14 protein-coding genes and 1 tRNA gene are annotated in these 13909 nt (G+C 44.2%); 8 read left to right on the top strand and 7 right to left on the bottom strand.

Translation table 11 applies throughout. From position 1 onward, the window contains the following. Nucleotides 1-30: 30 nt before the first annotated feature. From JC525_RS16505 to JC525_RS16495, 3 genes are all read right to left on the bottom strand, one after another. Nucleotides 31-396, bottom strand: coding sequence for a response regulator (locus tag JC525_RS16505; RefSeq protein ID WP_039217225.1), 366 nt, complete (start codon nt 394-396; stop codon nt 31-33). A gap of 60 nt (nt 397-456) precedes the next feature. Continuing rightward, on the bottom strand, nt 457-1656 hold the full coding sequence (locus JC525_RS16500) for a methyl-accepting chemotaxis protein (protein WP_332874127.1): 1200 nt from the start codon (nt 1654-1656) through the stop codon (nt 457-459). Nucleotides 1657-1806: 150 nt separating this feature from the next. Then, nucleotides 1807-2814 carry a protein-glutamate methylesterase/protein-glutamine glutaminase gene (locus tag JC525_RS16495; RefSeq protein ID WP_198816826.1) on the bottom strand — a complete coding sequence of 336 codons (1008 nt, stop codon included), beginning with the start codon at nt 2812-2814 and terminating at the stop codon, nt 1807-1809. A 225-nt stretch (nt 2815-3039) separates the two neighbouring features. Here JC525_RS16495 and JC525_RS16490 point away from each other — a divergent pair, with 225 nt between their 5' ends. Both JC525_RS16490 and JC525_RS20255 read left to right on the top strand, forming a co-directional pair. After that, on the top strand, nt 3040-3270 hold the full coding sequence (locus tag JC525_RS16490; protein WP_198816801.1) for a hypothetical protein: 231 nt from the start codon (nt 3040-3042) through the stop codon (nt 3268-3270). Nucleotides 3271-3631: 361 nt separating this feature from the next. Next, nucleotides 3632-3700, top strand: coding sequence for a hypothetical protein (locus JC525_RS20255; protein WP_442859565.1), 69 nt, complete (start codon nt 3632-3634; stop codon nt 3698-3700). A gap of 90 nt (nt 3701-3790) precedes the next feature. On the opposite strand, the gene JC525_RS16480 is transcribed toward JC525_RS20255, so the two are convergent. From JC525_RS16480 to mutY, 4 genes are all read right to left on the bottom strand, one after another. Then, nucleotides 3791-4600: a winged helix-turn-helix domain-containing protein gene (locus tag JC525_RS16480; RefSeq protein WP_198816800.1), complete on the bottom strand. Its 810-nt coding sequence runs from the start codon at nt 4598-4600 to the stop codon at nt 3791-3793. 702 nt (nt 4601-5302) lie between these two features. Next, a tRNA-Phe gene (locus JC525_RS16475) sits at nt 5303-5378 on the bottom strand. A gap of 151 nt (nt 5379-5529) precedes the next feature. Beyond that, nucleotides 5530-5802 (bottom strand): oxidative damage protection protein, encoded by a 273-nt coding sequence (locus JC525_RS16470; protein WP_071816741.1) that lies wholly within the window; start codon nt 5800-5802, stop codon nt 5530-5532. A gap of 59 nt (nt 5803-5861) precedes the next feature. Continuing rightward, nucleotides 5862-6929, bottom strand: a complete 1068-nt coding sequence (mutY, locus tag JC525_RS16465) for an A/G-specific adenine glycosylase (protein ID WP_198816799.1) — start codon at nt 6927-6929, stop codon at nt 5862-5864. Nucleotides 6930-7080: 151 nt separating this feature from the next. On the opposite strand from mutY, the gene JC525_RS16460 reads away from it, so the two are divergent. The 6 genes from JC525_RS16460 to arcA all read left to right on the top strand — a co-directional run bounded on the left by JC525_RS16460 (nt 7081) and on the right by arcA (nt 13865). After that, nucleotides 7081-7785 (top strand): alpha/beta fold hydrolase, encoded by a 705-nt coding sequence (locus JC525_RS16460; protein ID WP_198816798.1) that lies wholly within the window; start codon nt 7081-7083, stop codon nt 7783-7785. A gap of 91 nt (nt 7786-7876) precedes the next feature. Continuing rightward, entirely contained in the window at nt 7877-8596 is a 720-nt protein-coding gene (gene trmB / locus JC525_RS16455) for a tRNA (guanosine(46)-N7)-methyltransferase TrmB (protein WP_198816797.1), read from the top strand. Then, nucleotides 8596-9678, top strand: a complete 1083-nt coding sequence (locus tag JC525_RS16450) for a methyltransferase (protein WP_198816796.1) — start codon at nt 8596-8598, stop codon at nt 9676-9678. The genes trmB and JC525_RS16450 overlap by 1 nt, the downstream gene beginning before the upstream one ends. Nucleotides 9679-9825: 147 nt before the next feature. Continuing rightward, on the top strand, nt 9826-11244 hold the full coding sequence (gene glgA, locus JC525_RS16445) for a glycogen synthase GlgA (protein ID WP_198816795.1): 1419 nt from the start codon (nt 9826-9828) through the stop codon (nt 11242-11244). 112 nt (nt 11245-11356) lie between these two features. After that, nucleotides 11357-13003 (top strand): sensor histidine kinase, encoded by a 1647-nt coding sequence (locus JC525_RS16440; RefSeq protein ID WP_198816794.1) that lies wholly within the window; start codon nt 11357-11359, stop codon nt 13001-13003. A 154-nt stretch (nt 13004-13157) separates the two neighbouring features. Further along, the gene (gene arcA, locus JC525_RS16435; RefSeq protein WP_105929970.1) at nt 13158-13865 is read left to right on the top strand and encodes a two-component system response regulator ArcA; all 708 of its coding nucleotides are present in this window, start codon (nt 13158-13160) and stop codon (nt 13863-13865) included. Nucleotides 13866-13909 lie beyond the last annotated feature (44 nt).

Genomic DNA, 13909 nt, shown 5'->3' with positions numbered 1-13909 from the left:
CCCTTTTACCCTAAACACGCTGAAATTGGATTAACCTAAAACACGTTTCATCACATCTAGAAGCTTGTTTGGATCGAAAGGCTTCACCATCCAGCCTGTCGCACCGGCTGCTTTACCTTTTGCTTTCATATCATCACCCGCCTCGGTAGTAAGCATGACGATCGGCGTAGACCTGAAATTTGCTAGGCCACGGAGCGACTTGATAAGGGTAAGGCCGTCCATCCGAGGCATATTTTGATCAGTAAGCACAAAATCGAAACGAGCCCCTTGGCATTTGTCTAAAGCGTCTTGACCATCTTGTGCCGTTGTCACATTGTAGTTTGCTGACTTAAGCGTCATTTCCACCATTTGACGGATTGACACAGAGTCGTCCACGATCAGAATGCTTTTACTCATAATTCAACCACCTTTGTGAATATTTGAATGAATCTCACTTGTCTGTGAAGATGTTTGTTGCTAAAAAAGTTCTATGTCGCCAGCATCCATTGATGTTGCGGAAACAGGGTTATGATCTGCCTGCCCTTTGTCTTTGAGTGACACCTGATAGTTAGCCAGACTTTCTTTCACTTGATGCGCAGTTTGTGCATTGAGACCGTTCAACTGAGCCACTACAAAGTCAATAATCTCCCGCGTATAGGTCAGGTTTTGCCCATTAATATCACCAAACTGCAGCCCCCTGATGGCGGAGTTGGTTGCATCAGATAACTGCTGACGAATGCCCTCAAGCTCACTTGCTCCCTGAATATCTGCCTCAGCTTTTCGGATGATGCTTTTGAGTTGCTCGCTAATCGCGTCTTTGGCATTTACCACATGAGAAATATCTTGAGAGGCAACCACTTCGGCGGTCTCGGTAAGTTTGTTGATAAGCGATCTAATGTTTTCGATTTGCTTTTTGATTACGTCACTGAATTGGGTTGAGCGCGTAGATAGTGCGCGAACCTCGTCAGCAACTACTGCAAATCCGCGCCCTGCCTCTCCAGCACGAGCAGCTTCTATCGCCGCATTTAGCGCCAAAAGATTCGTTTGAGATGAAATATCGTCAATACCACCAAGAGCTTCAATTACGGTCGGCATTGCTTGTTGAATGGTCTGTACCTGAGACTCAAGCGCTCTCGTCGACTCAGTCATTTCTTTTGTTGACGCGATAAACTGCGTCAAGGTGTTGTCAGTTTCTGACGCGAAAGTACGCATTTTGTCAGCATACGCGCTGTCGCTATTGTCATCGTCTTTAAGTAAGTTGTTAATACTGACTTCTTGCTGACCTAGCAATGACTGTAGCGAGATAAACGCGTTGCTTAGCGTTCCCACTGCATCAGTTTGCGTAGAAAAAATGTCAGCAATGTTTGATGAAGTAACCGATAAAATGTCGTTAGCATCAGCAATGGTTTCTGCCATTAAATCATTGCTGTCGTTAGTTTCATTTGTCGAGACCGTTGACGCAGATCGAGCCATATTCGGAGTGCTATATAGCTCAGACATTTTTGATAAAAAGAACAGGAGGATCAGAACACAGGCAGAACTGGTAGCAAGCGCTAGGTGGTCGAAGGACGTAAAAAAGAGCGCCCAACTTATCGCCATCATTAAAAAAGCAATCACGAAAGAATTGCTTTTGTTAGAGAAGAAATTATCCAGATAATCTGCAGCTATAGCGACCACAATCACACCTCTGTTGTTGTTACCGCGTTGGCGGATGCACAAAATACAAACAAATTATGGTCTACTTTTTTATTCCAACAATTATACTTTTGATTATTTTTATTAAATTAATACATTGGTGACATTTGTGACAAGCAAATACAAGAAAAATTAGAGACGGGAACTTGCACCTAACGCTTCAAGCGTATCCAAAATTGCATCAGAGATATCTTCCAACGGCTTAACGAAACTGGCGGCTTTAAGTTCGACAGCAACTTTAGGCATACCGTAAACAACACAGGTTTTTTCTTCCTGACAAAACGTAACAGAGCCTTTTGTGTGCATACTCTTAAGGCCTTTTGGCCCATCCCGGCCCATGCCTGTAAGCAACACACCCACCGCGTTTGCGCCAGCATGCTCAGCCAGCGAGTCAAACATCACATCAACGGAGGGCTTGTGCCCTGATACCTTAGGGCCATCATCAAGGGTTAAACGATAGTCAGCGCCGCTACGCTCTACTTTTAAATGTTTATTACCTGGTGCCAAGTACGCAAATCCAGGCAATAAACGCTCCCCTCCGTGCGCTTCTCTTACGGTTATTTCACAAAGGCTATCGAGCCGCTTGGCATAAGTGGTTGTGAACCCTGGAGGCATGTGTTGGGAAATAATGGTGGCCGGTGCATTGCGGGGAAAATGCATGATAACGTCTTTTATTGCTTCGGTTCCCCCAGTTGATGCGCCTATACCAATTAACTTTTCGGTTCCTATGTAGCGCATAGAAGCATGTTTTGTGCAGCGTGTTTGCGTTGGTTGGCCTAACCTCGAATGCGCTGCTGCTTTTATCTTTTCAACGATAACCGCTGCGTACTCAGCCATGCCTTGCGCTACACCAAGTTTCGGCTTTGCCATAAAATCGACAGCACCTAGTTCCAACGCACGTAATGTTGCATCAGCACCTCGCTCTGTTAGCGTGGATATCATCACAACCGGGGTCGGCATCGCCTTCATCATTACTTCTAAAAAACGTAACCCGTCTACCTTCGGCATTTCAATGTCCAGTGTAATAACGTCTGGCCTGAACTCTTGCACGATTCGCTTCGCCGCATAAGCATCCGGCGACGCACCCACAAGCGTTAAACCTGGATCTCGGGTTACTATTTCTGAAAGAATTTGGCGGATTAACGCAGAGTCATATTAATGTATACGCTTTTAACGGAAGCCCCGCAGTTAAAAGCGTGTGCGTCTATTTTCATAAAAATTTCAGCTTTTTCCTGGCAATTTTCAGCTTTTTTACAGGTATTAAATACCCGGGCTGCATAGTCTTTGTTTCAAGTAAAACGCAGATAAACCACCTCGTTTATTGGTCGTTAATTTAACCATAAATAACTTGTAATGGTGCCCAACATGAAATTGTCTACGCAACTGTCAAAATCTCTTAACTATCACCTCTCTAGAATCGGTTTCATAGCGCTTTTGTTTATCGCCCTTTTCTTACTATTAAACGAGTTTAAAGAGCATCTATCAGATGGAAAAGAATTTCGCGCCCCGGGAAATTCAATCCATTGCCTAGAGAAAGCGGACCCCATTGGCAGAGTGCTAAATCAAAGTGCAACACTGAAATGCTTATTTGGCTAAATGCCATTTTATGAAATGCACTGATTTATGACTTAAGGGTTTAAATCGAGCTCACTTAGGTCATTAGAGTGCGAACAAATATTAGTTTTTTTCGACATTGTGATACGCGAAAAGTGATACGGATTGAATTCACATACCAAGGGAAATTAAAAATGACTTTACTGTCAATATTTAAAAAAACGAGCGTTTCACTACTCACCGCCAGCGTATTATGGGCGTGCAGCGATAGTGAGTTACATGTTCAATCACAACCAGCCCCTCTACACCGCCTGTAATTGAACAACCCAGTCCGATCCCGGCTTTTGACAACGATGAAAGCTTAGACGCAGATATTCGCTGGACGACTTATGGTGTACCGCATGTGGTTGCTGATAACCTCGAAAGCCTCTCTTTCGGAGTAGGCTATGCTTTCGCAAAGGATAATGTATGAGTAATGGCAGACCAAATTATTAAGTACAACTCTGAGCGAGCAAAATATTTTGGGCCAGATAGAATATTAGGTTCTCGCGACGCTGCACATTTAATCAATGACTTTGGTTTTCTGACTATTGGCATGGACTAAGGAAATAGCGATGTTTTTTTCATTTTCAACGGTATTTACCGAACCCGTAATAATATGCGAGACATCCAAGATATCGGCAACGTCATCTAGCGACAAACGCGAGTCCAATCTATCAACCGCCTGTGGCGATGCTACTTTTATTTGATTTTGAAAACTAATCTGCATAGCAATTTCGTAGCCAAACCCCACGGCCAGAGTTTCTAACTCAGGATCTGCACCAATTGCTTCAAATGGCAAAACTGCAATGCTGTCAATATAGTCTGGCGCGAATTTGTAATAAGCCCAGTAGCTCATTACGCCCAGTATGAGTATAAACATGGCTGAAAGCGCGGCGGAACGTTTGGTTAGCCAGCGAACTTGTGTATGCGGTTGCTTTGTGGGGTTGCTGGTAAACTTTACTTCGTCACTATCGTTTCGTTTTATAAATTTTTCAGGTGCACTAAAGGCGCCATCTAACACAGCTCTATTTAGCATGTAGCCGCGTTTAGGAACGGTTTTTATGGCTTTTTCAGCGCCATTTTTGAACTCTCTTAGTGCCTTACGAATGTCGGATACGGCACGAGTCAGTGACTCGTCTGCGCCGTAGCGACCAGGCCAAACTATGTCTAATATCTGCTCTTTTTCAACCAAACAGTCTGCGTTTTCAGCAAGAAGTGCGAACACCTGTGTACATTTCGGCGATAATCGAATCTGATGATTGTACTTCAAATAATGAAGAGATGTGTTTAGCGTTAAACTGCCAAAACTGTATGTTTCCTTAATGTCCATTATCACCATTCCTTTTATCGAGCCGAGATCAATAAAAGATAGGTTGCGGCAAATCTGCAGGCATATTTGCTTATCTTCTTAAACACGAGAAACCGAGTTTCAAGAAAACCTTTACCCCCACTACCACTATTGTTGTTTGTTTTATAGAAAAGTTTATTGCTAGACAACCGGCGCGTACTCATTCATTACTCGCCGATATAAAAAACAGTGGGATTAGTTAGTTAAAAAATAAATTTTAGTCTAAAAAAACATGAAGAAATGCCAGCTTTATGGATAAAAAATCCACAAAAACACTACTAAAGTATAATTCATCAAACAGAGCGACTAAGTTTTTTCGTCAAAACGATGGAGATATTTTCGGTAACAGTGCTCGTGCAGCCGCAGGGGCACGCCAGCGTGTGCCTGTGTTTTTCAACCACCCAGATCAAAAAAGCCCTCGCATTTCTGCAAGGGCTTCTAAGAATGGTGCCTCGACCCGAGATTGTAACGCGCGGCGCAGCCGCAGGGGCACGATAGCGTGTGCCTGGCTTTCCAATCATCGGGATCAAAAAAGCCCCTGCATTTCTGCAAGGGCTTAAATGATGGTGCCTCGACCCGAGATTGTAACGCGCGGCGCAGCCGCAGGGGCACGCCAGCGTGTGCCTGCGTTTTTAAACCACCGAGATCAAAAAAGCCCTCGCATTTCTGCAAGGGCTTAAATGATGGTGCCTCGACCCGGGATCGAACCAGGGACACGCGGATTTTCAATCCGCTGCTCTACCAACTGAGCTATCGAGGCTGCAACTTGTTAGCGTTCTAGGCGTTGACTGCCTGTCCTGCTGTGGGTGCGTATTAAACGGTTTTCGCTTTCACAAGTCAACCGTTTTTCTCGCTTTTTTTGCGCTTTTATTACTGTTTGCGCATTGTTTGCTCAAAAAATGCTTTTTTGCTTATTTTTCAGGCGGAACATAGCCTTCAATCGTAGGCTCTACGTCGTCAAACAAGTAAGCCGACATTTTTTCTTCCAAAAATGCTCGGGCATTCGGTTCCATCATATTTAACTTATGCTCGTTAATTAACATGGTTTGTTTTTTTTGCCATTCGGCCCATGCTTCTTTAGAGATGTTGTCGAAAATACGCTTACCCAGTTCACCCGGATAAAGTTGGAAATCTAAGCCGTCTGCTTCTTTTTGAAGCTTTCGACAAAATACCGTTCTTGCCATGTTATTTCCTTTCGTTCGCTATCTGCTTAGCAATGCATGCAACAGTAAGCTGTTTATGCTCAATTCACTAGCTGCTGAATAATTTTGTTTGTAGGTGCCGCTAAACCAACTTCAATGGGTTCGTTTAACGAAAACCAGCGAGATGCCGTCTCGGCAACGCGTTTTGATGGAGCAGAGTTTACCACGGCCACTACTGGGGTGATATCTAAATGAAAGTGACTAAAGGTATGTCTGAACCCTTCTAATGCTCGAGTCTCATCAACAACTATGCCTCGTTTGTTTAGCTGTGCAACCCCCTCTTCCAGTGAGGACACCTCTATAAAACCATACAAGCCGCCCCATAATCCAGTTGATGGACGCTGCTCTAAATACACTTGACTGTTAAACTGTGCCACCATCATAAAGGTAGATTTTTCCGGCAGCGCCTTTTTAGGCTTTTTACCCGGGTAGTCGGTTTGCGCGCCTTGTGCGTAGGCAATACAGTCAGCTTGAAGCGGGCACTCATCACACTTTGGCTTGTTTCGCGTACAGATCATCGCGCCCAAGTCCATCATCACCTGCGTATAGTTAGCACAACGTCCGCATTCTGAATTGGTGGGTGTATTTTTCTCGGCCACTTCCCAAAGCTGGTTTTCGACCTTTTTCTGTCCCGGCCAACCGCCTATTGCGTAGTAGCGAGCTAGCACGCGCTTTACATTCCCATCTAAAATAGGGAAGCGCATATTGCGAGACAGGGACAATATGGCCCCAGCGGTAGAGCGCCCTATCCCGGGTAAGTCCATGACTTCTTCAAGAGTGTAAGGAAATTCACCGTTGTATTTTTCTACTAACGTCTTGGCGGCTTTGTGCAGATTCCTTGCCCTTGCGTAATAGCCAAGCCCCGTCCAATGGTGAAGCACATCATCTTGGGAAGCGTTAGCTAAGTCATGTACGGTGGGGAACGACGCCATAAAGCGTTTAAAGTAGGGAATTACCGTGGTAACTTGGGTTTGCTGGAGCATAATTTCCGACACCCACACTTTATAAGGCGTGACGTCTTGCTGCCAGGGCAAATGCTTTCGCCCGTTTTTGTCAAACCATGCAAGCACTCTTTCTGCAAAGCTACCTGTGTATCGTTGTTCTGTCATAATAATCTGTATGAGTAATGAATACCGTTCGGTCGTTTATTAATAATGCTTGTTCACTTAAAGCGCCTGGTCGTTTTCTGCTTAGCGACCGTTCATTAAAAAGCGCGCTATGGTAGCATGTAACCAGCCAGTTTATTGTTAAGGAGCACACGTGTCTGTGCAGCACCCTGTTTTGTTTTTTCCCGGTACACTTTGCGACGAACGCATTTTTATGCCACTTTGGCGCACTTTAACTATCGCGCAGCGTCGCTATGTACCGCTTCAATGGGCAGCATCACAGGAGGAAATGCTGGCACTAAGCGAAGATCGTATTCTTGAAAATGAAAAAGTGCACCTTGTAGGTTACTCCATGGGTGGATTTATAGCCGCCTTAGTGGCACAGCGCAATCCTGCCAATATCGCCTCGGTAACGTTAATCGGTTACAACCCACAAGGGTTGTCGAAAGAAGAAATTGCCAAGCGTAAACAACTGACCACTATGCTTAAGCAAGGAAACTTTAAACCCGACAATGATGCTTATCTTTCGCGATTTATACACCCTTCTCGTTTGAAGGATGAAAATGTGGCGGGCGTTGTGAAATCTATGGCACAGGATTTAGGTAAAACAACCTTACTTAATCATACACTCGCCACTACGCCACGAGAAAGTACCGTTGATGCGCTGGCAAAGATCAATGCGCCAGTGACGTTTATTACCGCCCAGCAAGACGCGATTGCGCCAGCACAAGCGATACAGCAGCTCAAAGGCTCGCTACCAAAAGCCACGTTCCACACTATCAGTGATGCGGGGCATATGCTGGTACTTGAGCAAACTAAAGCGGTTGCATCTATTATTGCCAAACAAATTGGCGTATAAAATTACAGCATTTTTACCACTCTAGCGTTGCATAAGCCGTGGGTAAGTGGATAATGCGCCACCAGAAAATTGGGTTAGAAAGGCATTGCAAATGAGGCAATTCAAAAGTCAGGCGGAAGCTGAAGCCGCCGGAGTATACGTAAGCAAAGTAAAAAGCTTCGTAAAACGCGAAGGCAGACTTACGAAAGCACAAGAAAAAGCATTGGCAGATCACTGGCCAACCAAAGGCATTGACTATATGGACACACAGCTGTCGTTGTCAGAGGTATTTGGTCGAAGTGCGCCTGTTGTGGTTGAAATTGGCTTCGGCATGGGCAAATCATTAGTTGAAATGGCCGCGAATGCCCCTGAAAAAGACTTTATTGGCATTGAAGTGCATCGACCTGGCGTTGGCGCGTGTTTATCCGATGCTAGCGAGCAAGGCGTTGAAAATTTACGCGTAATGGATCACGACGCGGTTGAAGTGCTGAAAAACATGATCCCAGACGGCTCATTATCTCGCCTCCAACTATTTTTCCCAGATCCATGGCACAAAAAGCGCCACCACAAGCGCCGTATTGTACAACCTGAATTTGTTGAATTAGTTCGTACTAAATTAGCCATTGGCGGCTGCTTTCATATGGCAACTGACTGGGAGCAATACGCAGAGCACATGGCTGAAGTCATGAAAAACGCCAACGGTTACATCAACACTGCGACAGATGGCGACTATGTACCTCGTCCTGACTACCGCCCTGTCACCAAGTTTGAAACTCGTGGCCAAAAGTTAGGCCATGGCGTATGGGACTTAATTTTCGAGCGTACTAAGTAATGATTTTATCTCCTCAGAGCCAGCTATTAGATCGTAATATCGCGCTTTTTGATGAAGGCGAGTGGGCGTTTATTAACCCTTCTGACGCTTACTTTCTTGACAGTTTAAAGTCTCAAGACGTTACCGTTGTTCATCAGTATTTTGATGTATTTTCAGAGTCTGTGCGGGTTATTCCATCAGCGTCATTTGATAGCAGAGACATTAACCAAAAAGGTTTTGAGGTAACACAGAAAGTTGGTAATCATACTCATATATTCGCGCCTTTTGTGACACTTGAAAAATCACATACTGACGTGATGATTTTCTTACCCAAAGCAAAAACGCATTTTCAGATGTTGTTAAGAATGGCTGCAGGTATGGTGGGTCAACATGGTCGAATCCATGTTGTAGGAGAAAATAAAGGCGGTATAAAAAGCGCGGCTAAATTAATGCAACAGTACGGTGCGACACAAAAAGTGGATTCGGCACGTCACTGTAGCCTTATTACCGTAGTTGTTGATGAACCTCATATCGCGTTTGAAGTCGATGCCTGGGTGGAAATGAACACCTACAAGGTTGAAGGCACATCTTGGCATGTGGCCACAATGCCTGGTGTTTTTAGCTATAAAGAGCTAGATGCAGGTACAGCGTTACTTTTAGAAAAACTTTCGTCATCGCTTAGTGGCGAAATACTAGATTTCGCTTGTGGTGCGGGGGTCATAGCCAGTTACATTATGCTGAAATATCCGCATTTAAAGCTACACCTCACTGATGTAAGCGCGCTGGCGCTTTACTGTAGTGCGCTGACGCTTGCGGAAAATCAGTTGTCTGCAACCTTGTATGCTGCTGATGGCTTGCATGGCTTTTCCCAAAGAGTACAGCACATCGTAACCAATCCACCGTTTCATACCGGTGTAAAAACAGACTACACGGTGACTAAACGTTTTATATCTGATGCGAAGGCCTGCTTATCTCGCGGTGGTACGATGCAAATGGTTGCCAACCGCTTTTTACCCTACCCCGGGTTACTGTCAGAACATTTTCAAACGGTTTATACAACAGCACAAACCTCACAATTTTCTGTCTATCAGGCTGTCTTGTAATTAAAAAAGCTATAAGCTTGTGCTAATTTAGCACATCCAGCTGATGTTGAAGCCATTGCATTCTCTGCTTGATGGCTTTTTATGCTGTTCTAACCTTATGGCCTAACATAATGAGTGCACTGTGCATCAAGCTCTGGGAGAGCGCCTGTGAATATTGTATTTGCTATTTCGGAAGTTGAAGAACTGGTGAAAACCGGCGGCCTTGCAGATGTGGGTAAAGCCCTTCCTCTTGCACTTCGCGCGCTAGGCGAGGACATTACTATTGTGATGCCCTATTATCGTGTACTGGACGAACAGCTTAATCTAGCCACAATAACAGAACAGCAAACCTTGTTCACTGAAGGCCAAGTTTACCATTTTAATATTCGCCATTTGCAGTGGCATGATATTCCTATTTATTTCATCGACTCACCCGAGCATTTTATGCGAGAAGGACTTTATGCTAACGCATTTGATGCCTACGATGATAACGGGGAACGATTTAGTTTCTTTAGCGGTGCAGTCCTGCAAACGTTAAAAGCTATCGATAAGCAACCCGATGTGATTCACTGCCATGACTGGCACACGGCAATGCTGCCGTTCTTGCTGACCCACGAAAAATCGGGCTATTTTAAAGATACTGCTACTGTATTCACAATTCATAATGCGGCTTTCCAAGGGGTGCATAAACTCGATACTATTCCATACCTTCGTCATCATCCCGATATTTCTCATCAAGTGCATGGCGGGTATATCAATATGCTCCAAAGCGGCATTGAGTTTGCCACAAAAATCACAACGGTTAGCCCAAATTATGCCAAAGAGTTACTCACCGACTTGGGTAGCCATGGGCTTCATGAACGTTTAGTTAAACGGCAATCGGACTTAATCGGCATATTGAATGGCTGCGACTATACACAATGGAACCCAGAAACAGATGCCTTTTTGCCCGAAAATTACAGCACCGAAAACTTTCATGCGAAAACAGCGTGCAAACGCGTGTTGCAGGAGAAATCTGGCTTACCTGATAAAGTTGACGTACCGCTGATCGGTATGGTTTGCCGCCTTACCGAACAAAAAGGCTTCGGATATATTCTTCCAATTTTAGATGATCTCATAAAACACAACGTTCAAATGGTTATTGTAGGAACAGGTGATCCCAAAGTTTGCATGGACTTAGGTGAGTTTGCCCAACAGCATCCCGACCAATTTGCTTTTATCAACGGTTTTAGTTCAGAGCACGCCCACCTTGTGGAGGCGGGGGCAGACTTCTTCCTCATGCCATCTCAGTTTGAACCCTGTGGCTTGAATCAAATGTATAGCTTAGCCTACGGTACCATTCCAATCGTGCGCTCTGTGGGTGGTTTAAAAGATACTGTTATCGACCATAGCAATGACCTAGATGGGACTGGATTCGTGTTTGACGATCCAACGCCTTATGCACTTTTGACATGTATTCGCCGTGCACTGCTTGCCTATTATGAAGATAAGAGTAAATTCAGAGACATGCAGTTGCGTGGAATGAGAACACGCTTCACATGGGAGGCCGCAGCAAAAGACTATCAACAGCTTTACGAGTCTCTTTGAGGTTTGCTGCTTTTGTCATATTAATTATTGTTTATGCGCGTCTTTCCTTTTACATAATAATGCGCCACTATTGATTGATGGAAGTCGTGCACGGATTGTATGCGAAACGGATATGACAGATAACGCAGTTAAGCTTTCTATAAGAAGTCTTTTTCTTTGGGTAGTAATGTCAATTACTACGTTTTCACTTGCCATTTTGTCAACGCTCGCTGTTTATACACAAATTGAAACATACCGAAATGAGCTTGAATCTAACGCGATCATGCTCGCAAAGCTAGTAGCGAAAAGTGCTTCTACCTATCTTTATGATGAAACACCTGAGCGCATTGAAAGTGCTTTAAGCAATCTAAGCGCGGCAGAACTCGTTTTGAACGCCCACGTATATAAATTACAAAGCAAATCAGCGGAGCCTCAGATATTTGCCTCTTATAATAGAGAAGGAGAGCTATTGCTTGGCGGCAAAGAAGGCCAGCTAGCCCCCCTTTTTATGACGCCTCAGTTTGCAGACAACGGTCAATATTTTGAACTCAGTGCCAAAGTCTTCGACAATGACGCCAATATTCAGCTAGGCTGGATATATTTGCGAGTGTCATCAGATAACTTCAATGACCTCGTAGGAGAGTCAATTTGGCTCAACATAGCGGTTGCACTTTTACTGCTTGCCATTAGCTTCTATTCAGCAGTGCGCTTACAGCGTGTTGTCACTGGCCCTGTAGAAGATATTGCAAGCTTCTTACAGCGTACATCTCGACAGAGGGATTATTCAGCCCGCGCTGAACGCTCTAGCATTCGTGAGCTTGATATACTGGCTGACGCGGTAAATGTGATGCTTTTTCGCATGCAAGAGTATATGCAGAAGCAGCGACAAGCCGAAGAGCAGCACAGAAAGCTCAATGCTAGCCTTGAAGATATGGTGAGTCATCGAACTACCGCGCTAAAAGATGCAAACCAAGAGCTGATCCAAACGCTAGAGAAGCTTCATCAATTCCAGCGACAAATAGTACAGAATGAAAAAATGGCGTCCCTTGGCGATATGGTTGCGGGTGTGGCCCACGAAGTAAACACGCCAATTGGCTTAGGCGTTACAGCTTCGACCATGATGTTGGATAGGCTTGAGGTTATCCAGAAAGACTTCGACAACAAAACGTTGAAGGCTAGCGCAATGAAGCGCTTTTTAGATGAAAGCAAAGAAAATCTGAACATCATTTACCGTAATTTGAACCGAGCAGCAGAACTAATTAGTAGTTTTAAGCAAGTAGCGGTGGATCAAACGTCAGAATCTAGTCGAAGTTTTTGCGTTGTACAGCTAGTTAATGAGATACTACTGTCATTGCAGCCTCGACTAAAAAAATTAAAACACAACATCAACGTAAATTGCGACCCTACCTTAAACGTTGAAACGAAGGCTGGCCCAATAAATCAAATCTTGATTAACTTAATTATGAATTCAGTTATTCACGGGTTTGAATCAATGGAAGAAGGCACAATTGATATTAGTGCCGAGTTAGTTAGTGACAATAAACTCAAGCTTGTTTATACCGATAACGGTAAAGGCATTCCTCCTGAGATTCGCAAGCGAATATTCGACCCCTTCGTGACAACGAAACGAGGCCAGGGCGGTTCAGGATTAGGCATGCACTTAGTTTACAACTTGGTGACGCAGGCCCTCAAAGGTTCGATATCGATAACCAGTGAGGAAGGCGAAGGGGTGGAATTTGTAATTGTATTCCCCGTTGTTAATGCGAAAACCTCAGAATAGTTGTATAAAGTATGAACTTTTCTTGATTTCTATTGGCTAACCCCAATATTTTGCTGTTAAGAATATTCACAAGTTACTTGCAATCAAGTGTATGAATATTAAAATTTAACCAGTTAGTTGCTTAAATCGTATTTTAGAAAGAGTATAGAACGCCATGCAGACGCCAAATGTGTTAATTGTTGAAGACGAAGTGGTAACCCGTACCACGCTTAAGAGTTTATTTGAAGCGGAAGGGTATAATGTATTTGAAGCCGAAAATGGTGATCAAATGCATGATTTCTTCGAGAATCACGCTATTAACTTGGTGATTATGGATATTAATCTTCCAGGGAAAAATGGCCTTATTTTAGCGCGCGAAGTGCGTGACCGTAAAAATGTAGGTTTAATTTTCCTTACTGGTCGTGACAACGACGTTGACCGTATTTTAGGTCTAGAAATTGGTGCAGACGATTATTTGACTAAACCATTTAATCCTCGCGAGCTAACTATTCGCGCACGCAACTTACTCTCTCGCACAACTAACTCTGCTGAAGACGACGATTTACCAAGCCGCGTAAGCTTTAACGGCTGGACACTTGATGGCGATAGTCGCTCATTGATTTCTCCTAACGGCAAAGAATTCCGTTTACCACGCAGTGAGTTCCGTGCTCTTCACCTTTTCCTTAGTAACCCAGGTAAGATCCTTACCCGCGAACAGCTTATTATGGAAATGACAGGCCGCGAACTGCGCCCTAATGACCGCACGGTAGACGTAACCATTCGCCGAATTCGTAAGCACTTTGAATCAGATCCTACAGATGAAGAATTGATCGTAACTATTCACGGTGAAGGCTACCGTTTCTGTGGGCAAGTTGACGGCTAAGTTAATACCTTTGCCAGTATTGAATCTGCAAGAAGCCGCTACAA

This window comes from Alteromonas sp. IB21 (assembly GCF_016405965.1).
Taxonomy (GTDB): domain Bacteria; phylum Pseudomonadota; class Gammaproteobacteria; order Enterobacterales; family Alteromonadaceae; genus Alteromonas.
Note: the sequence above shows the minus strand (reverse complement) of the source record. Positions and strands in the feature narration are given on the sequence as shown.

Excerpts from the sequence above, each read along its gene's own strand:
- JC525_RS16505 (WP_039217225.1), bottom strand. The coding sequence starts at position 396 with ATGAGTAAAAGCATTCTGATCGTGGACGACTCTGTGTCAATCCGTCAA.
- JC525_RS16490 (WP_198816801.1), top strand. The coding sequence starts at position 3,040 with ATGAAATTGTCTACGCAACTGTCAAAATCTCTTAACTATCACCTCTCT.
- JC525_RS16480 (WP_198816800.1), bottom strand. The coding sequence starts at position 4,600 with ATGGACATTAAGGAAACATACAGTTTTGGCAGTTTAACGCTAAACACA.
- JC525_RS16470 (WP_071816741.1), bottom strand. The coding sequence starts at position 5,802 with ATGGCAAGAACGGTATTTTGTCGAAAGCTTCAAAAAGAAGCAGACGGC.
- mutY (WP_198816799.1), bottom strand. The coding sequence starts at position 6,929 with ATGACAGAACAACGATACACAGGTAGCTTTGCAGAAAGAGTGCTTGCA.
- trmB (WP_198816797.1), top strand. The coding sequence starts at position 7,877 with ATGAGGCAATTCAAAAGTCAGGCGGAAGCTGAAGCCGCCGGAGTATAC.
- JC525_RS16450 (WP_198816796.1), top strand. The coding sequence starts at position 8,596 with ATGATTTTATCTCCTCAGAGCCAGCTATTAGATCGTAATATCGCGCTT.
- JC525_RS16440 (WP_198816794.1), top strand. The coding sequence starts at position 11,357 with ATGACAGATAACGCAGTTAAGCTTTCTATAAGAAGTCTTTTTCTTTGG.
- arcA (WP_105929970.1), top strand. The coding sequence starts at position 13,158 with ATGCAGACGCCAAATGTGTTAATTGTTGAAGACGAAGTGGTAACCCGT.